Raw genomic sequence first — 24,337 nt, 5'->3', positions numbered from 1 at the left:
GTGGATCAGCTCGCCAATCTCGGCGAGAAGCAGCAACAAGTGTCACGAACCCGACGAGGCGTCGGGATCCGTACCGCGCGCGGCACCACCCGTCCGCTCCGGAACGCTGTGGTGCCGCGCCACGGCGGGCGTGCGGCGGCTCAGCCGAGCGCCGACTTCACCGCGTCAGCCAACCGCCCCGCAACACTCCGCGCCTGCTCGATATCCGCCGCCTCGACCATCACCCGAACCAACGGCTCGGTCCCGGAAGGCCGCAGGAGCACCCGCCCGGTCGCCCCCAACTCCCGCTCCGCCTCAGCGACGGCAGCCACGACATCGGCCGAGTTCCCGACCCGGGACTTGTCCACGTCGGGCACATTGATCAGCACCTGCGGCAGCCGCTCCATCACCGACGCCAGCTCACGCAGCGACTTCCCCGTCTCCGCCATCCGCGCCGCCAGCATCAGCCCGGTCAGCGTCCCGTCCCCGGTCGTCGCGTGGTCGAGGATGATCACGTGCCCGGACTGCTCGCCGCCCAGCGCGTACCCGTGCTCCTTCATCTCCTCCAGCACATAGCGGTCACCGACCGCCGTCTGGACGAGCCGCAGCCCCTCCCGCTCCAGCGCCAGCTTGAAGCCGAGGTTGGACATGACGGTCGCGACCACCGTGTCCGACCGCAGCGCCCCCCGCTCCCGCATGGCGAGCGCGAGCACCGCGAGGATCTGGTCCCCGTCGACCTCCTCACCGGCGTGGTCGACGGCGAGACACCGGTCCGCGTCCCCGTCGTGCGCGATACCGAGAGCGGCCCCGTGCGCGACGACGGCCTCCTTCAGCAACGACAGATGAGTCGACCCGCACCCGTCGTTGATGTTGAGCCCGTCCGGCTCGGCCCCGATGGTGATGACCTCGGCGCCGGCCCGCGAGAACGCCTCCGGCGACACCCACGCGGCAGCCCCGTGCGCCTCGTCGAGGACGATCTTCAGCCCGTCCAGCCGGTTCGGCAGCACCCCGATCAGATGGGCGACGTACCGGTCGAAGCCCTCGTCGTAGGACCGCACCCGCCCGACGCCCGCCCCGGTCGGCCGCTCCCACGGCTCCCCGCGCCGGTGCTCCTCGTACACAGTCTCGATCTTGTCCTCCAGTTCGTCGGCGAGCTTGTGCCCACCGCGCGCGAAGAACTTGATCCCGTTGTCGGGCATGGCGTTGTGGCTGGCGGAGAGCATGACCCCGAGGTCGGCGCCCAGCGCGCCCGTCAGGTAGGCGACGGCCGGCGTGGGCAGCACCCCGACGCGCAGCACGTCGACGCCGGCGCTCGCGAGACCGGCGACGACCGCGGCCTCCAGGAACTCCCCGGACGCACGCGGGTCCCGCCCGACGACCGCGGTCGGCCGGTGGCCCTCGAAGGTGCCCGCCTCGGCCAGTACGTGCGCCGCCGCGACGGACAGTCCGAGCGCCATCTCGGCCGTCAGATCCGCGTTGGCGACGCCGCGCACGCCGTCCGTGCCGAAGAGTCGTCCCACTTGTCCTCCTGGTGAATCCTGGTGAGGCGTCAGTTCTCAGTCCACATCACACAAGCCTTTGAACGTCTTGTGTCGTTATACGCCCGTAGGTGGTGATAAACGAACGCCCCGACGGCACAATGGCGTGCCGCCGGGGCGTTCGGAGTACGTACAGGAAAACCGTGATACGTACGTGCAGGCAGCCGGCGCTTAGCGCTTGCTGTACTGCGGAGCCTTGCGGGCCTTCTTCAGACCGGCCTTCTTGCGCTCGACCGCACGGTCGTCGCGGCGGAGGAAGCCGGCCTTCTTCAGCGGGCCGCGGTTGTTGTCGACGTCGGCCTCGTTCAGCGCGCGGGCGACACCGAGACGGAGCGCACCGGCCTGACCGGAGACACCGCCACCGGCGATGCGGGCGACGACGTCGTAGCGGCCCTCGAGCTCCAGGACCTTGAACGGCTCGTTGACTTCCTGCTGGTGCACCTTGTTCGGGAAGTAGTCCTCGAGGGTGCGACCGTTGATCTTCCACTTGCCGGTGCCCGGGACGATCCGGACGCGGGCGATGGCGTTCTTGCGGCGGCCCAGGCCGGCGGCCGGCTGGGGCTCACCGAAGCGCGAGGCGAGGGACTCGGAGGTGTACTCACCCTCCACCGGAACCTCGGACTCGGTGGTGTAGCTGTCGATGTCAAGCTCTTCGAGCGGCTGCTCGGCAGTGGTCTCGGCCACGATGCTCCTCAGATTCTCTTCAGTCTTAGGGGGTGGCCGGACTTACTGCGCGACCTGGGTGATCTCGAACGGCACCGGCTGCTGGGCAGCGTGCGGGTGCTGGTCGCCCGAGTAGACCTTCAGCTTCGAGAGCATCTGACGGCCCAGGGTGTTCTTGGGGAGCATGCCCTTGACGGCCTTCTCGATGGCCTTCTCCGGGTTCTTCGCCAGCAGCTCGTCGTAGCGGACAGAGCGCAGACCGCCGGGGTAGCCGGAGTGGCGGTACGCCATCTTCTGGGTCCGCTTGTTGCCGGAGAGGTGCACCTTGTCGGCGTTGATGATGACGACGAAGTCACCGGTGTCGACGTGAGGCGCGTAGATCGCCTTGTGCTTGCCTCGCAGAAGGGAGGCGGCGGTGCTGGCGAGACGACCCAGGACGACGTCCTGAGCGTCAATGACGTGCCACTGGCGCGTCACATCGCCGGGCTTGGGGCTGTACGTACGCACGGTTCGTAGCCTTCGCTTCGAGTGAATGGTCCTGAACAGGTCACCGAAACGATCACGACAGCCCTGACCTCACGGCGGCGACGCATACCGCGTGCGTGGGGTCGCTGGTCATCGGCCCGGTGGACCGGTGTAAGGGCCCGTCCCGTGAGAATGAGCAAGCCAATACACAACGACTAGGCAGAATACCCGCGCCCCCACGCACGGGTCAAAACGAGCCCGTCACCATACGGCCACGTCATCGACATGGACGGACGACCCACCCGCGGCGGCCGCGTCGTACACGAACTGCACACCGATCTCACAGACGCGGTCCCGGTCGGTCAGTCCGGTCAGGTTTGCACGCCACCACGGTACCGGCGGTCGACGAGGTGACGGCGTGCGTGCCGCCGTCCCCCCGTGCGGTCCGGCCCGCTCTTCACCAGCAGGAAGCCGCTCGTGGCGCGCCGCCCGCCGGGCTCGACGTCCGCTTTCAGCGACCGGGCACCCTCCCCCACCCACTCGGTGACCGGCCAGGTCCCGGCCTTGGTCAGACACCCGGACCAGCCCTCCGTACCGCCCGCGAAGCCGTACAGCCGCGTGGGCGGCCGGCCGGGGTCAGGGACAACGTCGTCCACGTACGGCGCGTACCCCCGAGGAACTCCGCGCCACCCGGTTCTGCGCCCGCCCCGGCAGATGCCCGAGCCAGTCGAGAACACGGGCGGCGGCCGGGGTGGCCGCGGGGTCGGCGGTGCCGACCCTCAGGGGCGCGGGACCCTGTTCAGTTTGCGGCTCCGCCGCGTGGGCGCGACAAGCCACCCACGACCGGCACCCGCGACACGGCAGTCACCCCACCCGCGACACCGCGACAAGCCACCGCCCCCGCCAGCAGCGACAGCGACACCGCGTCCCGGAACGCCCTGCGCTGAGGCACCTCCAGATACGGCCAGGCAACCCCCGGCACCTGCGGCACCAACGCCACCCAGAACCAGGGCCGGCGAGCCACCGACCCGGCGTACGGCAGCCCCGCGAGCAGCACCGGCAGCACGACCAGCAGATAGTGGTCGTACGACGGCCTGGACACCAGGAACGCCGAGAGCATCAGCCCGGACGCCGTCTCCGCGAGCCGCAGCGGCCCGGGATCACCCCGCCGCCACCGCAGCCACGCACACCCCGTGCCACCCGCACAGGCCACCAGCGCCACCCCCTGAGCGACGGGGACCGGAACCCCCAGCCGCGGCAGCACCGCCCCCCACGACGCCTCGTACAGCCGTACGAAGGAGTCCTCGCCCCGCAGCAGGAACGGCAGCGTCCGCGTGAAGAAGCCGCCCGGATCGGGCAGGAACGACGCCGACACCCCGGAGGCCACCACCAGCACCCCCACCACTGTCCCCAGCGCCCGCCACCGCCGGGCGAACACGAACAGCAACGCCACCGGAGCCAGCAACGGCTTCAACGCCAGCGCGGCCCCCAGCACGGCCCCCGCGAGCAGCCACCGCTCGCGGCTGACCAGCAGCAGCACCAGCGGCAGGGCGAGGGCCGCCGTGACCGTCCAGTTGCCCAGCAGGACCAGATGCCCGAAGGGCGCGAAGCCCACGGCCAGACCGGTCAGGCCCAGCACCGCGAGCCGGCTGCGCAGCGGCACCCCGTGCAGCCGCAGCGCACAGGCCCACCCGGCGCACAGACAGGCGGTCACCGCCAGCGGCACCAGCACCCGGGAGGCGAGCGGCGACAGCAGCGTCTGCGGGGCGGCGGCGAGAACGGCACTCGGGAGATAGAGGAAGTGCGGGTCGTCGTAGGGCGAGCCGCCCGCCCACCACACACGCGCCGCCCGCACCACGATCGCGTTGTCCATCCCCCCGTCCGACGTGGCCCGCGCCACATGTCCGGACAACCCGCCGAGCACCGCCAGCAGCCCGATCCACGGCGGCCAGGGAGAACGACGCACCAACCACCCGGAGATGTCGCTTTTGGCCAAGTTCATTGACGCAACGCTAAGGGTTTCAAGGCCCGTTGGGCGGGAACAGCACACCCCTCTCCCCGTCTAAGATGCGCCCCATGAGCTATGGGCAGGGGGGACCTCAGTCCCAGTGGGATCCCTGGAAACCGAACTCCCAGCAGCCGTGGAACAGCGGCGCTGACGGGCAGACGCCGGACTGGGCCGCGCTCGCCGAGGCGTCGGAGACGCGCAACAAGCGCCGTCGGCTGCTCTTCATCGGCGTGGGCGCACTCGCGGTCGTCGGCATCGGCACCGCCGTCGCCATGGCCGTCGTCTCCGCGAACAGCGACGACCCGAACAACCGCCCGACGTCCTCGCTGCCCGCGAGCGGCGGCCTGCCGAGCGCGTCGGCCACCCCGTCCTTCGCCCCGACCAGCGCGCCGCCGCCGCTGGACCCCAAGGAGTTCGTCTCCAGCAAGGTCAAGGACACCGCGCCCAACGGCCCGAACATCATGTTCCCGGGCACCCAGCTGACCATGGGCTCGAACGTCTACAAGAAGGGCGCCACGTCCGACAGCCAGAACTGCGCCGCGGACACCCAGGGCACCCTCTCCAAGATCCTCACCGACAACGGCTGCACCCGCCTGATGCGGGTCACCTACACCAGGGACGGCATGGCCGTCACGGTCGGCGTGGCCGTCTTCGACAGCGAGGCCCAGGCCCTGAAGGCCAAGCAGGCCAGCGACGACAAGAGCATCGTCAAGGCCCTCCCCGGCAACGGCGTCGCCAACTTCTGCAACGCCGCGATCTGCCGCTCGACGAGGAACTCCTACGGCCGCTACGCCTACTTCACCCTCACGGGCTTCACCGACGGCAAGAACGTGACGACCAAGGACACCCCGGTCTTCACCACCGGTGACGACCTCGCCCAGTTCACCTTCCAGCAGATCCGCAAGCGCGGCGAGGCCCAGGCATCGGCGGCCGCGGAGGAGTGACCGGCTGAGCCCCGCTCAGCAGCACCCGGCAGCGGGAAGCGTGCGCCTGTTGCGCGCTTCCCGGCTCCGCGCGGCGAGCAGCTCGTCGGCCGGGTACCCGACCTCCTCCAGCGTCAGCCCGTGCGGCCGCACCACGTGCACGGCCGAGTCCCGCACCCCCGCGGCCAGCACCTTCCCGGGCCAGTCGGTCCCCCGATGCCCGTCCCCCACGAACAGCAGCGCCCCGATCAGCGACCGCACCATGTTGTGACAGAACGCGTCGGCCCGCACGGTGGCGGTGATGATCCCGTCCTCGCCCTTCACCAGGCTCAGCTCCTGGAGGGTGCGGATGGTCGTCGCCCCCTCCCGCTTCTTGCAGTAGGCGGCGAAGTCATGCTCACCGAGCAGCGCCCGCGCCGCCTCGTTCATGGCGTCGACATCGAGCGGCCAGTCATGCCACAGCACATGACTGCGCAGCAACGGATCCACACCGCCCGGGTTGTCGGTGACCCGGTACGCGTATCGCCGCCAGACCGCCGAGAACCGCGCGTTGAAGCCGCTGGGCGCCTCCCTGAGCGCCCACACCCGCACGTCCTTGCTGAGCCGCCCCGCGAGCCGCTTCAGCAGCTTCTCGTGGTGTTCACGCCAGACCGCCTCGGGCAGATCCACATGGGCGACCTGCCCCCGCGCGTGTACCCCGGCGTCCGTCCGCCCGGCGACGGTCAGCTCGTACGTCTCCCGCGACCGTGTCACGGTCCGCAGCGCGTCCTCGATCTCCCCCTGCACGGTCCGCCGCCCCCCGGCCTGCTTGGCCCACCCGGAGAACTCGGTGCCGTCGTAGGAAAGGTCAAGGCGCACCCGTACGTGTCCGGGCTGTACTTCGTCACTCACCCCTGAATCCTCTCAGGAATGCGGAACGGGTCCGCCCCGAGGGGCGGACCCGCCGCGCTTCGTGCCGGACGGGCTGACGATCAGTACTTGCCCGCCGGGTTCAGCACGATCTCCCCGGAGTCGTTGGCCGGGTTGCCCTCGTTCGGCAGCGTGTACGCGAAGTACGCGCGGCCGGTGGCGTTCTTGATCACCTCATCGACGCGGAGGCCGAAGGTGAAGGTGCGCGACGCGTCCTCCAGGATCGGCGTGCTGAGGAAGCAGAGGTAGTCGCCCTCGGAGCCGTCCCAGCCAGGCTGGCAGCGCTCGGGGACCGCGGTGGCCGTGGTGCCCGGGGGGAGATCCACCCAGAAGATGATCGGCTCACCGCCGGAACGGAGCGAGGCGAACCAGGCGGGGCCGTGATTGGCGAAGCCGATGTCCACCGAGACCGTCTCGCCCTGGCGGGCCCGCAGCCGCTCACCGGTCAGAGCGAGATCGAAGGTGTTCGTCGTCGGGAAGTCGAACTCCGCATAGCGCGTGTAGTCGGCCGGGTCCGCGTCCGGCAGGCTCACCAGTTCCAGCGCCTGCCCGGCACCCGCCTGGTAGTCGCCCTCGGCGAGCAGCTCCCGCGCCTGTGCGGCGGGCACCGCGCTGAAGCTGTAGGTCAGCCCGTCGTAGAGCGCGAAGCCGGCGGTCTCGACCGGGAAGGGCGCGCTCAGCCCGTAAGCCGCCTCAGCGGCGAACGCGCTGTCGAAGATGCAGATCGCCGTGGAACGCCCGCGCAGATCGTCGGGTTCGCGCGGGTCGTACCAGCAGTTGCTGAACGTGCTGGGGAAAGACAGGCCCCGGCTGCCGGAGATCCGCAGCATGACACCCTGGCCGCCCAGCCCGCCGAGGTTGCGGAAGCCCAGCGGCGCCTGGAAGGTGTCACCCGCCTGGAAGCCCTCGGGCTCGGTCAGCTGCTTCATCACCAGCTCGGGCCCGCCGACCAGCACATTCACCGTGTGCCCGGTGAAGGCCAGCCCCTCGCCCACGGCGGTGATCTCGATGGTGCCGAAGTCGCCCGCGGCGCTCTCGTCGGTCGGATCGAGGCGGACAGCGCCGAAGTCGTTGTAGTCCGCGCCCGCGTAGATCTCGTAGTCGGTGCAGGTGGCGACCAGCCCGTCGACGGTGCACCCCCGCCATCCGCCGAGGCGGGAGAAGTCCACCGCGGCGACACCGGCCAGGGAGCTCGCGTCCACGGTGACCGTGTACTCGCCGTGGTGGACCGGCCACGTGATGCCGTCGTCGTCCGGCACCGGCTCGCCGGGCGCCTGGAGGCCCAGCTCGATCTGCGGCTCACCCGGATCACCGGACCCCGGGTGCAGCGACAGGTTCACACTGTCGGGGCCGGTGATGGCCACCGGCAGCGGTTCCGTCTGGGCCTGCGCGGGGCTGGCGAGCGCCGTGCCGACCAGCGCGGCGAGCGCGAACCCGGAGATGCTGCGCCGCACAGCGGCGAGAGAAGCCATGGGAAGGGACCCCCGTACGTAGGACATGAGGCGCGCCGGATCGGCGACGCGTAACCATGACCCACGAACTCCCTTGAAGGTTGTGCCACTTCCATCCCCTGCACAACGCAGGCGGGCCCGCCCCGAAGAGGGGCGGGCCCATTCGCGACGCGGAAGCGTCAGGCGTCCTTGGACTCCTCGGCCGGAGCCTCGGTCGCCTCGGCCGGGGCCTCGGTGGCCTCGTCCTTCTTGAGGGCGTCTTCCTTGACCGCACGCTTGGTGGCGGCCTCGGCCTCGCCGACGGCCGTCTGCTGCACCGTCAGCGCCTCGACCAGCTCGATGACAGCCATGGGCGCGTTGTCGCCACGGCGGTTGCCGATCTTGGTGATACGGGTGTAGCCACCCGGACGGTTCTCGTACCGCGGGCCGATCTCGGTGAAGAGCGTGTGGACGATGCTCTTGTCCGTGATGACCTGGAGCACCTGACGGCGGTTGTGAAGGTCGCCCTTCTTCGCCTTGGTGATCAGACGCTCGGCGTACGGCCGCAGACGGCGGGCCTTCGCCTCGGTGGTGGTGATACGGCCGTGCTCGAAGAGCGCCTTCGCGAGGTTCGCGAGCAGCAGCTTCTCGTGCGCGGCACTGCCGCCCAGACGGGCACCCTTGGTGGGCTTCGGCATGATCTTTCTCCTGTGTGTCTGCCCCGGCCGTGTCAGGTACCGGGGTCAGTATCCGAGCAGGCGGTCGCCTGTCGGAGATCCGAGCAGGGCCCGATGGGGCCCTGCTCGGAAAGGGGCGCGGGGCTGTATCGATATGCGGCTCCGCTGCGTGGGCGCGACCAGCCACAACCGGCCCGCAGACGCGGTACGGCCTCCCCGCGGAGCGCTTAGTACTGCTCGGTCTCCACGAAGCCCGCGTCCGCGTCGTCGTCCGCGCCGAACGCGTCCGCGGCGGCGGTCGGGTCGAATCCGGGCGGGCTGTCCTTCAGGGCCAGGCCCATGCCGGCCAGCTTCGCCTTGACCTCGTCGATGGACTTCGCACCGAAGTTACGGATGTCCAGCAGGTCCGCCTCGGAACGCGCGACGAGCTCACCCACGGAGTGGATGCCCTCACGCTTGAGGCAGTTGTAGGAGCGGACCGTGAGCTCCAGCTCCTCGATCGGCAGCGCGAGGTCGGCGGCCAGGGCGGCGTCCGTCGGGGACGGGCCCATGTCGATGCCCTCGGCGTCGATGTTCAGCTCGCGGGCGAGGCCGAACAGCTCGACGAGCGTCTTACCGGCGGAGGCCATCGCGTCACGCGGACGCATCGCCTGCTTGGTCTCGACGTCGACGATCAGCTTGTCGAAGTCGGTGCGCTGCTCGACACGCGTGGCCTCGACCTTGTACGTGACCTTGAGAACCGGCGAGTAGATCGAGTCGACCGGGATACGACCGATCTCCTGGCCGACCTGCTTGTTCTGCACGGCGGAGACATAGCCGCGACCGCGCTCGACGGTCAGCTCCATCTCCAGCTTGCCCTTGCCGTTGAGCGTGGCGAGGACGAGGTCGGGGTTGTGCACCTCGACACCGGCCGGCGGCGCGATGTCGGCGGCGGTGACCAGACCGGGGCCCTGCTTGCGCAGGTACATCACGACCGGCTCGTCGTGCTCGGACGACACGACCAGCTGCTTGATGTTGAGGATCAGGTCGGTGACGTCCTCCTTGACGCCCGGCACGGTGGTGAACTCGTGCAGCACGCCGTCGATCCGGATCGAGGTGACGGCGGCACCCGGGATCGAGGACAGGAGGGTACGGCGGAGGGAGTTGCCGAGGGTGTAGCCGAAGCCCGGCTCCAGCGGCTCGATCACGAACCGGGAGCGGAACTCGTCGACGACCTCTTCGGTCAACGAGGGACGCTGAGCGATCAGCATGTGTGGATCAGATCCTTCTTTCGTGGACGCCCGCTATTTGACGCCCGACGGAAACCGCACCCGAACGAAAGGCGCGGGTACTGCAAGGGTACGGGCGGCACGACCGGAAAGAGCCGTACCGCCCGGAACCCGAAGCCTGAAGGCCGTACGTCAGACGCGACGACGCTTCGGCGGGCGGCAGCCGTACTGCGACATGTGGGGGATAACCCCCACACCCCCAGCCGACAGCCGAGCCACAGTGAGCCCGCGCGTCAGACGCGACGACGCTTCGGCGGGCGGCAGCCGTTGTGCGGGGTCGGGGTGACGTCCTGGATGGAGCCGACCTCGAGGCCCGTGGCCTGCAGGGAGCGGATGGCGGTCTCACGACCGGCGCCCGGGCCCTTGACGAACACGTCGACCTTGCGCATGCCGTGCTCCTGAGCGCGGCGGGCAGCCGACTCGGCGGCCATCTGCGCGGCGAACGGCGTGGACTTGCGGGAGCCCTTGAAGCCGACGTGGCCGGCGGAGGCCCAGGAGATCACGTTGCCGGTCGGGTCCGTGATGGACACGATCGTGTTGTTGAACGTGCTCTTGATGTGCGCCTGGCCGTGCGCGACGTTCTTCTTTTCCTTGCGGCGCACCTTCTTGGCAGCGCCCTGACGTCCCTTGGGGGGCATGTAGAAATCTCCTACGGGAGGTGGTCGGTCCTACAGCGAAGACCGCTGGACGGCGAGTCCGCTGCGGACTACTTCTTGCCCGGCTTCTTCTTGCCGGCGATGGCGCGACGCGGGCCCTTGCGGGTGCGGGCGTTGGTGCTGGTGCGCTGACCGCGGACGGGCAGACCGCGGCGGTGCCGCAGACCCTGGTAGCAGCCGATCTCGACCTTGCGGCGGATGTCGGCCTGGATCTCGCGACGGAGGTCACCCTCAGTCTTGATGTTGTTGTCCACGAACTCGCGGATCGCGACGAGCTGCTCTTCGGTCAGGTCGCGGACGCGGGTGTTCGGGTCGACGCCGGTGGCGGCCAGCGTCTGCTGCGAAAGGGTCCGGCCGATGCCGAACACGTAGGTGAGGGCGACCTCCACGCGCTTGTCGCGCGGGATGTCAACACCGGAAACGCGTGCCATTCAATGGCTCCTGGTGATCTTCGGAGGTCTTCCGCAGAACCGCGTCCCAGCCGCCGTACCAGGTACGAACTGGGTCCCTGGCCTCCGAGCCAGGGGTGTCAGACCCGAGGGTCTGGATCCTGCGTATGAACAAATTCAGCTCGCGTCGCGCGAAGTCTCTGCGATATCGATGCAGAGGGTGCGATCAGTGTGCGATCAGCCCTGGCGCTGCTTGTGGCGCGGGTTCTCGCAGATGATCATGACCCGACCGTGACGGCGGATCACCCTGCACTTGTCGCAGATCTTCTTGACGCTCGGCTTGACCTTCATTGGGTGAGGTTCTCCGGGTCAGTGCCATCGCCTCGGGACGTCCCGGGGCGCGGGCAAGATCTACTTGTACCGGTAGACGATCCGGCCACGCGTCAGGTCGTACGGAGACAGCTCCACCACGACCCGGTCGTCAGGGAGGATGCGGATGTAGTGCATACGCATCTTGCCGCTGATGTGTGCCAGGACCTGGTGGCCGTTCTGGAGCTCGACCTTGAACATGGCGTTCGGCAGAGACTCGACGACAGTGCCCTCGATCTCGATGGCACCTTGCTTCTTGGCCACGCTTCGCCCTTCGAATCGACTACCTTGATCGACTCCGTGAGCGCACGCAGACATGCGGGTGCACAAGAGCCGACGAGTCAGTCTACGTCAGCGCACCCGGAAACACGAATCGAGAAAGCCTGCCCAGCCCACAAGGTCATTAAGCAAGCCCTACGACGGCCGCTGCTCGGCCGACGGTAAACGGGCGGTGGGTGGGCATGGGCCCGGGGTCCCAGGGAGCGGAGCCCCCTGGGACGGAACAGCAGCCGACCTCAGCCCAGCGGATCCGGCGCGGCGACAATGCCGTACTCCGCCAGCTTCGCCCTGCCCCCGTCAGGCGCCGTCAGTACCAGCGGCCCGGCCTCGGTCAGGGCGACCGAGTGCTCCCAGTGGGAGGACCAGGTGCCGTCCGTCGTGATGACCGTCCAGTCGTCCGCCAGGACCTCGGTCTTCGGGGTGCCGAGGGAGACCATCGGCTCGATGGCGAGGCAGAAGCCGGGGACCAGCTTCGGGCCCTTGCCGCGGCGCCGGTCGACGTAGTTGAGCAGGTGGGGGTCCATGTGCATCTCGGTGCCGATGCCGTGGCCGCCGTAGTCCTCGATGATGCCGTAGCGCCCGCCGCCCTGCTTCGGCTGGCGGCGGATGTAGGTCTCGATCGCCTTCGAGACGTCGACGAGCCGGTTGCCCTGCTTCATGGCCGCGATGCCGGCCCACATGGACTCTTCGGTCACCCGGGACAGCTCGACCAGCTCCGGAGCATGACCGGAGCCCACGAAGGCCGTGTAGGCCGCGTCGCCGTGCCAGCCGTCGATGATCGCGCCGGCGTCGACGGAGATGATGTCGCCGTCCTTGAGGACGACGTCCTCGGACGGGATGCCGTGCACGACGACCTCGTTGACGGAGGTGCAGATGGTGGCCGGGAAGCCGCCGTAGCCGAGGAAGTTCGACTTCGCCCCGTGCTCGGCGATGACCTTCCGCGCGACCTCGTCCAGGTCCTTGGTCGTGGCCCCCGGCACGGCCGCCTCCCGCGTGGCCGCGTGGATCGCGGCGACGACCAGCCCCGCCGCGCGCATCTTGGCGATCTGCTCGGGGCTCTTGATCTGCACCATGGGAAGCCTGCGCTCTCCGTCACTCACGTCAACCGGTTACCTACACAACACTAGGCCGTGGCACCCCTGAGGGCGCCACGGCCAGTTCGGCCGACGGCTACTTGCCGTCGTCCTCGCGCTTCAGCGCCGTCAGCGCACGCCCGGTCACCTCGTCCACCGGACCCATGGCCTCGATGGTCACCACCAGGCCCTGGGCCTTGTAGTAGTCGATGATCGGCTCGGTCTGCGTGTGGTAGACCTCCAGCCGCTTGCGGACGGTCTCCTCGGAGTCGTCGTCCCGCTGGTACAGCTCACCGCCGCAGACGTCGCAGACGCCGTCCTTCGACGGCTTCTTGTACGACACGTGGAAGACGTGCGCGGAGTCGTTGCGGCAGATGCGCCGGCCGGCGATCCGCTTGACGACCTCCTCCTCGGGGGCTTCGAGGTCGAGCACCGCGTCCAGCTTGATGTTCTCGGTCTTCAGCAGCTCGTCCAGCGCCTGGGCCTGCGAGACATTGCGCGGGAAACCGTCCAGCAGGAATCCGCCCTCGGCGTCGGGCTGCTCCATGCGGTCCTTGGCCATCGCGATCGTCACCTCGTCGGGGACGAGGTTGCCGGCGTCCATGTAGGACTTCGCGAGCTTCCCGAGCTCCGTCTGCCGGCTGATGTTGGCGCGGAACAGGTCGCCCGTGGAAATGTGCGGGACGCGCAGCTTCTCGGCAAGGCGAGTGGCCTGCGTGCCCTTTCCGGCACCCGGCGGCCCGACGAGGACGATTCGCATCAGCGGAGGAACCCTTCGTAATTGCGCTGCTGGAGCTGGCTCTCGATCTGCTTCACCGTCTCAAGACCCACACCCACGATGATCAGGATGCTGGTCCCGCCGAACGGGAAGTTCTGGTTCGCCCCGAAACCAACCAACGCCATCGTCGGCACGAGAGCAATCAGACCCAGGTACAGCGAACCCGGCCAGGTGATCCGGTTGAGCACGTAACTCAGGTACTCAGCGGTCGGTCGGCCAGCCCGGATGCCCGGGATGAAGCCACCATACTTCTTCATGTTGTCGGCGACTTCCTCGGGGTTGAAGGAGATCGCGACGTAGAAGAAGGCGAAGAACACGATGAGCAAGAAGTACATCGTGATGTAAATCGGGTGGGTCCCTGTGACGAGGTTCGCTTCGATCCAGCGCTTCCAGCCGGAATCCCCGTCGGAGAACTGCGCGATCAGCGCCGGGATGTAGAGCAGCGACGAGGCGAAGATGACCGGGATCACACCGGCCTGGTTCACCTTCAGCGGGATGTACGTCGAGGTACCGCCGTAGGAGCGGCGGCCGATCATGCGCTTCGCGTACTGCACGGGGATACGGCGCTGGGCCTGCTCGACGAAGACCACCAGTCCGACCATGACCAGGCCGACCGCGATGACCGTGCCGAACTCGATCCAGCCGTCGGCGAGGGTGCCCTGGGTCTTGATGGCCCACAGCGCGGACGGGAAGGTCGCGGCGATCGAGATGAACATCAGGATCGACATGCCGTTGCCGATGCCGCGGTCGGTGATGAGCTCACCGAGCCACATGACGGTGGCCGTACCGGCGGTCATGGTGACGACCATGACGATGGTGGTGAAGATGGCGCGGTCCGGAACGATGCTCGAAGCGACCGTGCAGCCGGAGAACAGGGCGCCGCTGCGGGCGGTGGCCACCAGGCCGGTGCCCTGCAGGACGGCCAGCGCGACCGTCAGGTACCGGGTGTACTGCGTGATCTTCGCCGTACCCGCCTGGCCCTCCTTCTTGAGGGCTTCCAGGCGCGGGATGACCACGGTCAGCAGCTGGAGGATGATGCTCGCCGTGATGTACGGCATGATGCCCAGCGCGAAGATCGTGATCTGGAGCAGCGCGCCGCCGCTGAACATGTTGACCAGACCGAAGATTCCCTGTTGGCCGGACGCCTCGTCCACACACTGCTGGACGGACTTGTAGTCGACGCCCGGGATCGGGATGTGGGTACCGACCCGGTAGACCACGATGATGCCGAGCGTGAAGAGCAGCTTCTTGCGCAGGTCGGGCGTCTTGAACGCCCGGGCGAACGCGGTGAGCACGGTGCCTCCTGCGACCCCCGCGCATCTGCGTCAAGGGTGACGGTCTTGAGGTTCGACGGATACGGAAAAAGAACAGTGCAGGCCACCTTACCGGCGACACTGCCCCCCTCGGAACGACCGACCGGGGATGCCCCTTTTGTGGGGCATCCCCGGTCGGGATCGCGTCATGTCATCGACACGTCTGAGGCATTCAGACGAGCTCGGTGACGGTACCGCCGGCGGCGGTGATCTTCTCCTTGGCGGAGCCGGAGACGGCGTCGACCGTCACCTGCAGCGCCACGGAGATCTCGCCCTGGCCGAGGACCTTGACGAGGCTGTTCTTGCGAACGGCACCCTTGGCGACCAGACCCTCGACGGTGACCTCGCCACCCTCCGGGTACAGCGCGGCCAGCTTGTCGAGGTTCACGACCTGGTACTCGGTCTTGAACGGGTTCTTGAAGCCCTTCAGCTTCGGGAGACGCATGTGGAGCGGCATCTGGCCACCCTCGAAGCGCTCCGGAACCTGGTAGCGGGCCTTGGTGCCCTTGGTACCACGACCGGCCGTCTTACCCTTCGACGCCTCACCACGACCGACACGGGTCTTGGCGGTCTTGGCGCCCGGGGCGGGACGGAGGTTGTGGATCTTCAGCGGGTTCTGCTCCGCCATGATCAGTCGACCTCCTCGACCGTCACGAGGTGGCGGACGGTGTGCACCATGCCGCGGAACTCGGGGCGGTCCTCCTTGACGACCACGTCACCCAGGCGCTTGAGGCCCAGGGAACGCAGGGTGTCGCGGTGGTTCTGCTTGCTGCCGATGTAGGACTTCGTCTGCGTGATCTTGAGCTGCGCCATGATTACGCACCCGCCCCGGCACGCGCACGGAGAAGAGCCGCGGGGGCGACGTCCTCGAGCGGCAGACCGCGGCGGGCCGCGATCTCCTCGGGACGCTGCAGGCCCTTCAGGGCCTCCACGGTCGCGTGCACGATGTTGATCGCGTTGTCGGAGCCGAGCGACTTCGACAGCACGTCGTGGATACCGGCGCACTCGAGCACGGCGCGCACCGGGCCACCGGCGATAACACCGGTACCGGGGGACGCGGGCTTGAGCAGCACGACGCCGGCCGCCTTCTCACCCTGGATGGGGTGCGGGATGGTGCCCTGGATCCGGGGGACCTTGAAGAAGTGCTTCTTGGCCTCCTCAACGCCCTTGGCGATGGCGGCCGGCACCTCCTTGGCCTTGCCGTATCCGACACCCACGGTGCCGTCACCGTCGCCCACCACGACCAGCGCGGTGAAGCTGAAGCGACGACCACCCTTCACAACCTTGGCGACTCGGTTGATCGCGACGACGCGCTCGACGTACGCGGTCTTCTCGGCGGCAGCAGCGCCGCCGTCACGGCCCTTCCGGTCCCGCCGCTCGCCGCCACCGGCACCGCCACCGCGGCGCTGGGGTCCAGCCATTGGATTACCTCTCTCTTTCCGCTAGCTACAAGCGGCTCAGAACTTGAGCCCGGCTTCGCGGGCGGCGTCCGCCAGGGCGGCGATGCGCCCGGCGTACTGGTTACCACCACGGTCGAACACGACGGCCTCGACACCGGCGGCCTTGGCACGCTCGGCGACCAGGGCGCCGACCTTCTTGGCCTGCGAGGACTTGTCCTCGGCACCGCGGATCGAGGTGTCCAGCGAGGACGCCGACGCCAGGGTGTGGCCCTTGAGGTCGTCGATCACCTGCGCCACGATGTGGCGGTTGGAGCGGGTCACGACCAGACGGGGGCGCTCCGCCGTACCAGAGATCCGCTTGCGGATCCGGATGTGACGGCGCTTGATCGCGGCGCGCTTGTAGGCGTCGCCCTTCAGGATCTTCTGCCCGTATGCCATGGCTTACTTACCCGCCTTTCCGACCTTGCGGCGGATGACTTCGCCCTCGTACTTGACGCCCTTGGCCTTGTACGGGTCGGGCTTGCGCAGCTTGCGGATGTTGGCCGCAACCTCGCCGACCTTCTGCTTGTCGATACCCTCGACCTGGAAGCGGGTCGGGGTCTCCACCTTGAAGGAGATGCCCTCCGGGGCCTCGACCAGGATCGGGTGGCTGTAACCGAGCGCGAACTCGAGGTTCGAGCCCTTGGCGGTCACGCGGTAACCGACACCGCTGATCTCGAGCTTCTTCACGTAACCCTGGGTCACGCCGGTGATCATGTTCGCCACCAGCGTGCGGGACAGGCCGTGCAGGGCCTTGCTCTGACGCTCGTCGTTGGGGCGGGTCACCTGCAGGGTGCCGTCCTCGCCCTTGGCGATGTCGATCGGAGCAGCAACGGTGTGGGTCAGCTCGCCCTTGGGGCCCTTGACCTTGACCGTGCGGCCGTCGATGGTGACGTCCACGCCGGCGGGAACCGCGATGGGGAGCTTGCCGATGCGCGACATAGCTGTTTCCTCCGTTCCCTTCTGCTACCAGACGTAGGCGAGGACTTCCCCACCCACGCCCTTCTTGCCGGCCTGCTTGTCGGTGAGGAGCCCGTGCGACGTGGAGATGATCGCCACGCCGAGGCCGCCGAGCACCTTCGGCAGGTTGGTGGACTTCGCGTACACCCGGAGACCGGGCTTGGAGATCCGCTTGATGCCCGCGATGGAGCGCTCACGGTTGGGGCCGAACTTCAGCTCCAGGACGAGGTTCTTGCCGACCTCGGCGTCCTCGACCTTCCAGCCCGTGATGAAGCCCTCCTGCTGGAGGATCTCCGCGATGTGAGACTTGATCTTGGACGCCGGCATCGTCACGGAGTCGTGGTACGCCGAGTTCGCGTTACGCAGACGCGTCAGCATGTCTGCGATCGGATCAGTCATGGTCATGAATTGGCCTGTGGCCTTTCTCGCCGGGGTTTCCTATATGCGCCATCCCTCTCCCCGTACGTATGGAGACGGGACGGGTGCGGCGCGGGGACCTACGGCGTAGTAAGTCGTTCAGGGCGGCAGAGGCCCAACCCTCCTAGCCTAAGGCATGCGAGGAGGGGCCTCTGCCGTCCCGGTTGCTTACCGAGAGGTCCAGGAATCCCTAAATACGGGGATTACCAGGAGCTCTTGGTCACGCCCGGCAGCTCGCCACGGTGAGCCATCTCACGAAGGCACACGCGGCACAGGCCGAACTTGCGGTACACGGAGTGCGGACGACCGCAGCGCTGGCAGCGGGTGTACGCACGCACGCCGAACTTGGGCTTGCGAGCAGCCTTCGCGATGAGAGCCTTCTTCGCCATCTCGCTCACGCCTCCTTGAACGGGAAGCCGAGGTGACGAAGGAGCGCGCGGCCCTCAGCGTCGTTGGTCGCCGTGGTGACCACGGTGATGTCCATACCCCGGACGCGGTCGATCTTGTCCTGGTCGATCTCGTGGAACATGACCTGCTCCGTGAGACCGAAGGTGTAGTTGCCACGGCCGTCGAACTGCTTGGGGGACAGGCCGCGGAAGTCGCGGATGCGCGGCAGCGCGAGCGACAGGGTGCGGTCCAGGAACTCCCACATGCGGTCGCCACGGAGCGTGACGTGGGCACCGATCGGCTGACCCTCACGCAGCTTGAACTGCGCGATGGACTTGCGGGCCTTGGTGACGGCCGGCTTCTGACCGGTGATCGTGGTGAGGTCGCGGATGGCGCCCTCGATCAGCTTGGAGTCGCGGGCGGCGTCGCCCACACCCATGTTGACCACGATCTTGACGAGGCCGGGAACCTGCATGACGTTCTCGTACTGGAACTCTTCACGCAGCTTGCCCGCGATCTCCTCGCGGTACTTCGTCTTCAGACGCGGAGTGGTGGTGGTAGCCATCAGATGTCCTCACCCGTCCGCTTGGCAACGCGGATCTTGTTGCCCTCGTCGTCGAAGCGGTAACCGACACGCGTGACGACCTTCTTGCCGTCCTTCTCCACGACCAGCTGGACGTTGGAGACGTGGATCGGCGCCTCGGTGGTCACGATGCCGCCGGCCTGGGAGCCCTTGGCGGTCGGGCCGGCCTTGGTGTGCTTCTTGACCCGGTTGACACCCTCGACCAGGACGCGGTCCTCGCGGGGGAAGGCCGCGATGACCTTGCCCTGCTTGCCCTTGTCCTTACCGGTGATGACCTGGACCAGGTCGCCCTTCTTGATCTTCATGCTTACAGCACCTCCGGCGCGAGCGAGATGATCTTCATGAACTTCTTCTCGCGCAGCTCACGGCCGACCGGGCCGAAGATGCGGGTGCCGCGAGGGTCGCCGTCGTTCTTCAGAATGACGGCGGCGTTCTCGTCGAAGCGGATGTACGAGCCGTCCGGACGGCGGCGCTCCTTGACGGTGCGAACGATGACCGCCTTGACGACGTCACCCTTCTTCACGTTGCCACCGGGGATCGCGTCCTTGACGGTGGCGACGATGACGTCACCGATGCCCGCGTAGCGGCGACCGGAGCCACCGAGCACACGGATGCAAAGGATCTCCTTCGCACCAGTGTTGTCGGCGACACGCAGTCGCGACTCCTGCTGGATCACGTCTATCTCCTGTTTGTCTGCCGGTTCCCCGGGGGCCGCGGCTCAGCGGCCCCCGGAGCCTGGCGGAACTGTCCTGCGAGGGATGCCCCGCAGGAGAATTACTTGGCCTTCTCGAGGATCTCGACGACGCGCCAGCGCTTCGTCGCGGACAGCGGCCGGGTCTCCATGAGGAGGACGCGGTCGCCGACGCCCGCGGCGTTCTGCTCGTCGTGCGCCTTGAGCTTGTTGGTACGGCGGATGACCTTGCCGTACAGCGCGTGCTTGACGCGGTCCTCGACGGCGACGACGACGGTCTTGTCCATCTTGTCGCTGACGACGAGACCCTCACGGGTCTTGCGGAAGCCGCGGGCCTCTGCAGTCTGCTCAGTCACGTTGTTCTCACTCATCAGGCGCTCTCCACCGTCTCGATGCCCAGCTCGCGCTCACGCATCAGGGTGTAGATCCGCGCGATGTCCTTACGGACGGCCTTCAGCCGACCGTGGTTCTCGAGCTGGCCCGTCGCCGCCTGGAAGCGGAGGTTGAACAGCTCTTCCTTGGCCTCGCGGAGCTTGTTCAGCAGCTCCTCGTTGCCCAGCTCGCGCAGCTCGGACGCCTTGGTACCGGCCGACATCACGCTTCACCTGCCTCGCGCTTGACGATCCGGCACTTCATCGGCAGCTTGTGGGCCGCACGGGTCAGCGCCTCACGGGCGATCTTCTCGTTGGGGTACGACAGCTCGAACATCACACGTCCGGGCTTGACGTTGGCGATCCACCACTCCGGAGAACCCTTACCGGAACCCATGCGGGTCTCGGCCGGCTTCTTGGTGAGGGGACGGTCCGGGTAGATGTTGATCCAGACCTTGCCACCACGCTTGATGTGACGCGTCATGGCGATACGAGCGGCCTCGATCTGACGGTTCGTCACGTACGCCGGGGTGAGCGCCTGGATGCCGTACTCGCCGAACGCAACCGTCGTGCCACCCTTGGCAGCGCCGGAGCGCTTCGGGTGGTGCTGCTTGCGGTGCTTGACCCTACGGGGGATCAGCATGTCGGTCAGGCCTCCGTTCCGGTGCTCTCAGCCGGAGCGGCGGGGGCCTCGGCCTTGGGGGCCTCGGCGCCGGCAGCCTGCTGCGGCTTGCGACCGCGCCGCTCGCCACCGCGGCCACCACGGGCCGGGCGGTCGGCGCCACCACGCGACGGGCGGTTGCCCGCACGGGCGGCGGCGTTCTCGGCGCGGACCTCGGCGATGTTCTTGACGTCGCCCTTGTAGATCCAGACCTTCACACCGATGCGGCCGAAGGTCGTCTTGGCCTCGAAGAAGCCGTAGTCCACGTTCGCGCGGAGGGTGTGCAGGGGCACACGGCCCTCGCGGTAGAACTCCGAGCGGGACATCTCGGCGCCGCCGAGGCGGCCACCGCACTGGATCTTGATGCCCTTGGCGCCGGCCTTCATGGCGGACTGCATGCTCTTGCGCATGGCCCGACGGAAGGAGACGCGGGAGGAGAGCTGCTCGGCGACGGCCTGGGCGACCAGCTGGGCGTCGGTCTCGGGGTTCTTGACCTCGAGGATGTTCAGCTGGACCTGCTTCTTCGTGAGCTTCTCGAGGTCACCGCGGATGCGGTCGGCCTCGGCGCCACGACGGCCGATGACGATGCCCGGACGCGCGGTGTGGATGTCCACGCGGACACGGTCACGGGTGCGCTCGATCTCGACCTTGGAGATGCCGGCGCGCTCCATGCCGGACGTCATCATCCGGCGGATGGCGACGTCTTCCTTCACGTAGTCCTTGTAGGACTTGTCGGCGTACCAACGGGACTTGAAGTCCGTGGTGACACCGAGCCGGAACCCGTGCGGGTTTACCTTCTGGCCCATTACCGGGTTCCTTCCTTGCTGCTGACGACCACGGTGATGTGGCTGGTCCGCTTGCGGATCCGGTAGGCGCGGCCCTGGGCACGCGGACGGAACCGCTTCAGGGTCGGGCCCTCGTCGACGTACGCCTCGGAGATGTAGAGGCTGTCGGCGTCGGTGTGGTCGTAGTTGTGCGCGGCGTTGGCGATGGCGCTGTCGAGCACCTTGCCGACCGGCACGGAGGCTGCCTGCGGAGCGAATCGCAGAACAGCCTGGGCCTCCGTGGCGTCCATGCCACGGATGAGGTCCACCACGCGGCGGGCCTTCATGGGCGTGACGCGGATGTACCGCGCCTGGGCCCTGGCTTCCATGGTTGTCCCTTCAGTTACTTACGTGTCTGAATGCGATCCGCTACTAGCGGCGCTTCGACTTCCGGTCTTCCTTGACGTGACCCCGGAAGGTACGCGTCGGCGAGAACTCGCCGAGCTTGTGGCCGACCATCGACTCGGTGACGAACACCGGGATGTGGGTCTTGCCATTGTGCACCGCGAGCGTGTGGCCGAGCATGGCCGGCACGATCATGGAGCGACGGGACCAGGTCTTGATGACGTTCTTGGTGCCGGCTTCGTTCTGGGCGTCCACCTTCTTGATCAGGTGGTCGTCGACGAAGGGCCCCTTCTTGAGACTGCGCGGCATCTAAACCCGCTCCTAGCGCTTCTTGTTCGTCTTGCGGCGGCGGACGATGTACTTGTTCGACGCCTTCTTGGGCGAACGAGTACGGCCTTCCTTCTGACCCCAGGGGCTGACCGGGTGGCGACCACCGGAGGTCTTGCCCTCACCACCACCGTGGGGGTGGTCAACCGGGTTCATCGCCACACCGCGAACGGTCGGGCGGACGCCCAGCCAGCGCTTGCGGCCGGCCTTGCCCCAGTTGATGTTGCTCTGCTCGGCGTTGCCGACCTCGCCGACCGTGGCGCGGCAGCGCTGGTCGACCAGGCGGATCTCACCGGACGGCATGCGGAGGTGGGCCATGGTGCCCTCCTTCGCGAGCAGCTGCACGGAGGCACCGGCGGAGCGGGCGAACTTGGCGCCGCCGCCGGGACGAAGCTCCACGGAGTGGATCGTCGTACCGACCGGGATGTTGCGCAGCGCCAGGTTGTTGCCGGGCTTGATGTCGGCACCGGGGCCGTTCTCGATCCGGTCGCCCTGGTTGAGGCCCTTGGGGGCCAGGATGTAGCGCTTCTCGCCGTCCGCGTAGTGCAGGAGCGCGATGCGCGCGGTGCGGTTCGGGTCGTACTCGATGTGCGCGACCTTCGCCGGCACGCCGTCCTTGTCGTGACGACGGAAGTCGATCACGCGGTAGGCGCGCTTGTGGCCACCGCCCTGGTGGCGGACGGTCACACGACCGGAATTGTTACGGCCGCCCTTGCTGTGCAGGGGACGGACCAGCGACTTCTCCGGCGTGGACCGCGTGACCTCGACGAAGTCGGCGACGCTGGAGCCACGACGGCCCGGAGTCGTCGGCTTGTACTTGCGGATACCCATTTCTCAGTCCTCGTCCGATATCGGACGATCCTGACCGCTTACGCGGTCGGACCGCCGAAGATGTCGATACGGTCGCCCTCGGCGAGGGTCACGATCGCGCGCTTGGTGGCCGCGCGCTGACCGAAGCCGGTGCGGGTCCGCTTGCGCTTGCCCTGGCGGTTGATCGTGTTGACCCCGGTGACCTTGACCGAGAAGACCGCCTGGACGGCCTCCTTGATCTGGGTCTTGTTGGCCCGCGGGTCGACGACGAACGTGTACTTGTTCTCGTCGAGCAGCGCGTAGCTCTTCTCGGACACGACCGGCTTCAGCAGCACGTCACGGGGGTCCGTGTACGCCTTGCTGGCCGGGGTGACGACGGTGTTCTTGCCCTCGGCGGCGTGGCGGCGCGCCTTGGCGACACGCGCGGCCTTGGCGGCCTTGGCCGCCTTGGAGGCAATGCTCGGGTGACGCGTAGCCATCAGGCTTCGCTCCCTTCGTTGTCGTTGGCCTTGTTCGGGCCGGCGACGAAGGACTCGAGAGCGGCCTTGGTGAAGACCACGTCGTCCGAGACGATCACGTCGTACGTGTTCAGCTGGCCCGGCTCCAGGATGTGCACCTGGGGCAGGTTGCGGGCGGACAGCCACGCGGCCTCGTCGGCACGCTCGACGACCAGGAGCAGGTTCTTGCGCTCGCTGATCTTGCCGAACAGAGCCTTGGCGGCCTTGGTGGAGGGGGTCTCGCCCTCGATCACGCCGGTGACGACGTGGATCCGGTTGGCGCGGGCCCGGTCGGTGAGGGCGTGACGCAGGGCGGCAGCCTTCATCTTCTTCGGGGTGCGCTGCGAGTAGTCGCGCGGCACGGGACCGTGCACGACGCCACCACCGGCGAACTGCGGCGCGCGGGTCGAGCCCTGACGGGCGCGGCCGGTGCCCTTCTGGCGGTACGGCTTCTTGCCGCCACCACGGACCTCGCCACGGGTCTTGGTCTTGTGCGTGCCCTGGCGGGCAGCCGCGTTCTGCGCGACGACGACCTGGTGGATCAGCGGGATGCTGACCTTCTCCACGCCGAAGATCTCCGCGGGGAGCTCGACGGAACCGGTCTTCTCGCCGGCAGGCGAAAGGATGTCAACAGTGCTCATCGGTTACCTCAGGCCCCCTTGGCCGCGGTGCGGACCAGGACGAGGCCGCCGTTCGGACCGGGAACCGCGCCCTTGATGAGCAGCAGACCCTTCTCCGCGTCAACGGCGTGGACGGTCAGGTTCTGGGTGGTGACCCGCTCGTTGCCCATACGACCCGCCATGCGGAGGCCCTTGAACACACGGCCCGGGGTGGCGCAGCCACCGATGGAACCGGGGGAGCGGTGCTTGCGCTGGGTGCCGTGACCGGCGCCGAGGCCACCGAAGTTGTGGCGCTTCATGACACCGGCGAAGCCCTTGCCCTTGCTCTTGCCGGTGACGTCGACCTTCTGGCCGGCCTCGAAGACCTCAGCGGTGATCTCCTGACCGAGCGTGTACTCGGAGGCGTCCGCGGTGCGGATCTCGACGAGGTGACGACGCGGGGTGACGTCGGCCTTGGCGAAGTGGCCCTTGAGGGGCTTGTTCACCTTGCGCGGGTCGATCTCGCCGAAGGCGATCTGGACCGACTCGTAGCCGTCGCTGTCGTTGGTACGGACCTGGGTGACGACGTTGGGGCCGGCCTTGACGACGGTGACCGGAACAACACGGTTGTTCTCGTCCCACACCTGCGTCATGCCGAGCTTCTCGCCCAGGATGCCCTTGATCTGCTTAGCCATTCTCAGCTCACCGA

General features: G+C 68.0%; 37 protein-coding genes and 1 pseudogene. 1 reads left to right on the top strand and 37 read right to left on the bottom strand.

Annotated elements, in window-relative coordinates:
- Positions 1-140 precede the first annotated feature (140 nt).
- From glmM to ACH5AC_RS00310, 6 genes and pseudogenes are all read right to left on the bottom strand, one after another.
- Positions 141-1,499: a phosphoglucosamine mutase gene (glmM, locus tag ACH5AC_RS00335; protein ID WP_398859257.1), complete on the bottom strand. Its 1,359-nt coding sequence runs from the start codon at positions 1,497-1,499 to the stop codon at positions 141-143.
- A 189-nt stretch (positions 1,500-1,688) separates the two neighbouring features.
- Positions 1,689-2,201 (bottom strand): 30S ribosomal protein S9, encoded by a 513-nt coding sequence (gene rpsI, locus ACH5AC_RS00330; RefSeq protein WP_146463584.1) that lies wholly within the window; start codon positions 2,199-2,201, stop codon positions 1,689-1,691.
- Positions 2,202-2,243: 42 nt separating this feature from the next.
- Entirely contained in the window at positions 2,244-2,687 is a 444-nt protein-coding gene (gene rplM, locus ACH5AC_RS00325; RefSeq protein ID WP_398859256.1) for a 50S ribosomal protein L13, read from the bottom strand.
- A gap of 298 nt (positions 2,688-2,985) precedes the next feature.
- A pseudogene (locus tag ACH5AC_RS00320) lies at positions 2,986-3,042 on the bottom strand (hypothetical protein); the annotation flags it as partial.
- Complete coding sequence (locus ACH5AC_RS00315) at positions 3,017-3,301, bottom strand: hypothetical protein (RefSeq protein WP_398859255.1); 285 nt, start codon at positions 3,299-3,301, stop codon at positions 3,017-3,019. The gene ACH5AC_RS00315 and the pseudogene ACH5AC_RS00320, both read right to left, overlap by 26 nt.
- Positions 3,302-3,444: 143 nt before the next feature.
- Complete coding sequence (locus ACH5AC_RS00310; RefSeq protein WP_398859253.1) at positions 3,445-4,647, bottom strand: glycosyltransferase family 87 protein; 1,203 nt, start codon at positions 4,645-4,647, stop codon at positions 3,445-3,447.
- Positions 4,648-4,721: 74 nt separating this feature from the next.
- Between ACH5AC_RS00310 and ACH5AC_RS00305 the strand changes: the two genes are divergently transcribed.
- Positions 4,722-5,597: a hypothetical protein gene (locus ACH5AC_RS00305; RefSeq protein ID WP_398859251.1), complete on the top strand. Its 876-nt coding sequence runs from the start codon at positions 4,722-4,724 to the stop codon at positions 5,595-5,597.
- 15 nt (positions 5,598-5,612) lie between these two features.
- Here the strand turns inward: ACH5AC_RS00305 and truA are convergent, their stop codons facing one another.
- The 31 genes from truA to rplC all read right to left on the bottom strand — a co-directional run bounded on the left by truA (position 5,613) and on the right by rplC (position 24,323).
- Positions 5,613-6,467, bottom strand: coding sequence for a tRNA pseudouridine(38-40) synthase TruA (truA, locus tag ACH5AC_RS00300; RefSeq protein WP_398859250.1), 855 nt, complete (start codon positions 6,465-6,467; stop codon positions 5,613-5,615).
- Between the two features lie 80 nt (positions 6,468-6,547).
- Positions 6,548-7,957, bottom strand: coding sequence for a hypothetical protein (locus tag ACH5AC_RS00295; protein ID WP_398859248.1), 1,410 nt, complete (start codon positions 7,955-7,957; stop codon positions 6,548-6,550).
- A gap of 158 nt (positions 7,958-8,115) precedes the next feature.
- A complete protein-coding gene (gene rplQ, locus ACH5AC_RS00290; protein WP_398859247.1) occupies positions 8,116-8,613 on the bottom strand; it encodes a 50S ribosomal protein L17 in 498 nt (165 codons plus the stop codon).
- A gap of 206 nt (positions 8,614-8,819) precedes the next feature.
- Complete coding sequence (locus ACH5AC_RS00285; RefSeq protein WP_003966937.1) at positions 8,820-9,842, bottom strand: DNA-directed RNA polymerase subunit alpha; 1,023 nt, start codon at positions 9,840-9,842, stop codon at positions 8,820-8,822.
- 251 nt (positions 9,843-10,093) lie between these two features.
- On the bottom strand, positions 10,094-10,498 hold the full coding sequence (gene rpsK / locus ACH5AC_RS00280; RefSeq protein ID WP_398859245.1) for a 30S ribosomal protein S11: 405 nt from the start codon (positions 10,496-10,498) through the stop codon (positions 10,094-10,096).
- 68 nt (positions 10,499-10,566) lie between these two features.
- Complete coding sequence (gene rpsM / locus ACH5AC_RS00275) at positions 10,567-10,947, bottom strand: 30S ribosomal protein S13 (protein WP_398859244.1); 381 nt, start codon at positions 10,945-10,947, stop codon at positions 10,567-10,569.
- 195 nt (positions 10,948-11,142) lie between these two features.
- Positions 11,143-11,256: a 50S ribosomal protein L36 gene (rpmJ, locus tag ACH5AC_RS00270; protein ID WP_004984509.1), complete on the bottom strand. Its 114-nt coding sequence runs from the start codon at positions 11,254-11,256 to the stop codon at positions 11,143-11,145.
- Between the two features lie 60 nt (positions 11,257-11,316).
- A complete protein-coding gene (gene infA / locus ACH5AC_RS00265; protein WP_003948620.1) occupies positions 11,317-11,538 on the bottom strand; it encodes a translation initiation factor IF-1 in 222 nt (73 codons plus the stop codon).
- A 251-nt stretch (positions 11,539-11,789) separates the two neighbouring features.
- Positions 11,790-12,626 carry a type I methionyl aminopeptidase gene (gene map, locus ACH5AC_RS00260; protein WP_398860039.1) on the bottom strand — a complete coding sequence of 279 codons (837 nt, stop codon included), beginning with the start codon at positions 12,624-12,626 and terminating at the stop codon, positions 11,790-11,792.
- Between the two features lie 97 nt (positions 12,627-12,723).
- On the bottom strand, positions 12,724-13,386 hold the full coding sequence (locus ACH5AC_RS00255; RefSeq protein WP_398859243.1) for an adenylate kinase: 663 nt from the start codon (positions 13,384-13,386) through the stop codon (positions 12,724-12,726).
- Positions 13,386-14,699: a preprotein translocase subunit SecY gene (gene secY / locus ACH5AC_RS00250; protein WP_398859241.1), complete on the bottom strand. Its 1,314-nt coding sequence runs from the start codon at positions 14,697-14,699 to the stop codon at positions 13,386-13,388. Before secY ends, ACH5AC_RS00255 begins: the two co-directional genes overlap by 1 nt.
- Positions 14,700-14,889: 190 nt before the next feature.
- Positions 14,890-15,345 carry a 50S ribosomal protein L15 gene (gene rplO, locus ACH5AC_RS00245; protein ID WP_014674382.1) on the bottom strand — a complete coding sequence of 152 codons (456 nt, stop codon included), beginning with the start codon at positions 15,343-15,345 and terminating at the stop codon, positions 14,890-14,892.
- 2 nt (positions 15,346-15,347) lie between these two features.
- Positions 15,348-15,530 carry a 50S ribosomal protein L30 gene (gene rpmD / locus ACH5AC_RS00240; protein WP_009190145.1) on the bottom strand — a complete coding sequence of 61 codons (183 nt, stop codon included), beginning with the start codon at positions 15,528-15,530 and terminating at the stop codon, positions 15,348-15,350.
- Between the two features lie 2 nt (positions 15,531-15,532).
- On the bottom strand, positions 15,533-16,138 hold the full coding sequence (gene rpsE, locus ACH5AC_RS00235) for a 30S ribosomal protein S5 (RefSeq protein WP_009190144.1): 606 nt from the start codon (positions 16,136-16,138) through the stop codon (positions 15,533-15,535).
- Positions 16,139-16,174: 36 nt separating this feature from the next.
- A complete protein-coding gene (gene rplR / locus ACH5AC_RS00230) occupies positions 16,175-16,555 on the bottom strand; it encodes a 50S ribosomal protein L18 (RefSeq protein ID WP_398859240.1) in 381 nt (126 codons plus the stop codon).
- 3 nt (positions 16,556-16,558) lie between these two features.
- The gene (gene rplF, locus ACH5AC_RS00225; RefSeq protein ID WP_398859239.1) at positions 16,559-17,098 is read right to left on the bottom strand and encodes a 50S ribosomal protein L6; all 540 of its coding nucleotides are present in this window, start codon (positions 17,096-17,098) and stop codon (positions 16,559-16,561) included.
- Positions 17,099-17,122: 24 nt separating this feature from the next.
- Complete coding sequence (rpsH, locus tag ACH5AC_RS00220; protein ID WP_007384075.1) at positions 17,123-17,521, bottom strand: 30S ribosomal protein S8; 399 nt, start codon at positions 17,519-17,521, stop codon at positions 17,123-17,125.
- 215 nt (positions 17,522-17,736) lie between these two features.
- Positions 17,737-17,922, bottom strand: a complete 186-nt coding sequence (locus ACH5AC_RS00215) for a type Z 30S ribosomal protein S14 (protein ID WP_003956452.1) — start codon at positions 17,920-17,922, stop codon at positions 17,737-17,739.
- Positions 17,923-17,927: 5 nt separating this feature from the next.
- Positions 17,928-18,485, bottom strand: a complete 558-nt coding sequence (gene rplE / locus ACH5AC_RS00210) for a 50S ribosomal protein L5 (RefSeq protein WP_398859238.1) — start codon at positions 18,483-18,485, stop codon at positions 17,928-17,930.
- Positions 18,485-18,808, bottom strand: coding sequence for a 50S ribosomal protein L24 (gene rplX, locus ACH5AC_RS00205; RefSeq protein WP_055517275.1), 324 nt, complete (start codon positions 18,806-18,808; stop codon positions 18,485-18,487). The genes rplE and rplX overlap by 1 nt, the downstream gene beginning before the upstream one ends.
- 2 nt (positions 18,809-18,810) lie before the next feature.
- Complete coding sequence (gene rplN, locus ACH5AC_RS00200; protein ID WP_003998823.1) at positions 18,811-19,179, bottom strand: 50S ribosomal protein L14; 369 nt, start codon at positions 19,177-19,179, stop codon at positions 18,811-18,813.
- Between the two features lie 98 nt (positions 19,180-19,277).
- The gene (gene rpsQ, locus ACH5AC_RS00195) at positions 19,278-19,565 is read right to left on the bottom strand and encodes a 30S ribosomal protein S17 (protein ID WP_009327090.1); all 288 of its coding nucleotides are present in this window, start codon (positions 19,563-19,565) and stop codon (positions 19,278-19,280) included.
- Complete coding sequence (rpmC, locus tag ACH5AC_RS00190) at positions 19,565-19,789, bottom strand: 50S ribosomal protein L29 (RefSeq protein WP_010036720.1); 225 nt, start codon at positions 19,787-19,789, stop codon at positions 19,565-19,567. The genes rpsQ and rpmC overlap by 1 nt, the downstream gene beginning before the upstream one ends.
- The gene (rplP, locus tag ACH5AC_RS00185; protein WP_030967307.1) at positions 19,789-20,208 is read right to left on the bottom strand and encodes a 50S ribosomal protein L16; all 420 of its coding nucleotides are present in this window, start codon (positions 20,206-20,208) and stop codon (positions 19,789-19,791) included. Before rplP ends, rpmC begins: the two co-directional genes overlap by 1 nt.
- Before the next feature lie 5 nt (positions 20,209-20,213).
- Complete coding sequence (gene rpsC, locus ACH5AC_RS00180; protein WP_398859237.1) at positions 20,214-21,032, bottom strand: 30S ribosomal protein S3; 819 nt, start codon at positions 21,030-21,032, stop codon at positions 20,214-20,216.
- Positions 21,032-21,379, bottom strand: coding sequence for a 50S ribosomal protein L22 (gene rplV / locus ACH5AC_RS00175; protein WP_019329637.1), 348 nt, complete (start codon positions 21,377-21,379; stop codon positions 21,032-21,034). The genes rpsC and rplV overlap by 1 nt, the downstream gene beginning before the upstream one ends.
- A 43-nt stretch (positions 21,380-21,422) precedes the next feature.
- Complete coding sequence (gene rpsS / locus ACH5AC_RS00170; protein WP_023547380.1) at positions 21,423-21,704, bottom strand: 30S ribosomal protein S19; 282 nt, start codon at positions 21,702-21,704, stop codon at positions 21,423-21,425.
- A gap of 12 nt (positions 21,705-21,716) precedes the next feature.
- Entirely contained in the window at positions 21,717-22,553 is an 837-nt protein-coding gene (gene rplB / locus ACH5AC_RS00165) for a 50S ribosomal protein L2 (RefSeq protein WP_361265027.1), read from the bottom strand.
- A 38-nt stretch (positions 22,554-22,591) separates the two neighbouring features.
- A complete protein-coding gene (gene rplW, locus ACH5AC_RS00160) occupies positions 22,592-23,011 on the bottom strand; it encodes a 50S ribosomal protein L23 (RefSeq protein WP_398859235.1) in 420 nt (139 codons plus the stop codon).
- Entirely contained in the window at positions 23,011-23,670 is a 660-nt protein-coding gene (gene rplD, locus ACH5AC_RS00155; protein WP_398859234.1) for a 50S ribosomal protein L4, read from the bottom strand. The genes rplW and rplD overlap by 1 nt, the downstream gene beginning before the upstream one ends.
- 8 nt (positions 23,671-23,678) lie before the next feature.
- Positions 23,679-24,323 carry a 50S ribosomal protein L3 gene (gene rplC, locus ACH5AC_RS00150; RefSeq protein WP_398859232.1) on the bottom strand — a complete coding sequence of 215 codons (645 nt, stop codon included), beginning with the start codon at positions 24,321-24,323 and terminating at the stop codon, positions 23,679-23,681.
- Positions 24,324-24,337: the final 14 nt, after the last annotated feature.

It is taken from the genome of Streptomyces sp. NPDC018693 (assembly GCF_044391385.1).
Lineage (GTDB): Bacteria > Actinomycetota > Actinomycetes > Streptomycetales > Streptomycetaceae > Streptomyces.
The sequence above is the reverse complement of the archived record's forward strand: the minus strand, read 5'-3'. Positions and strand labels throughout refer to the sequence as shown.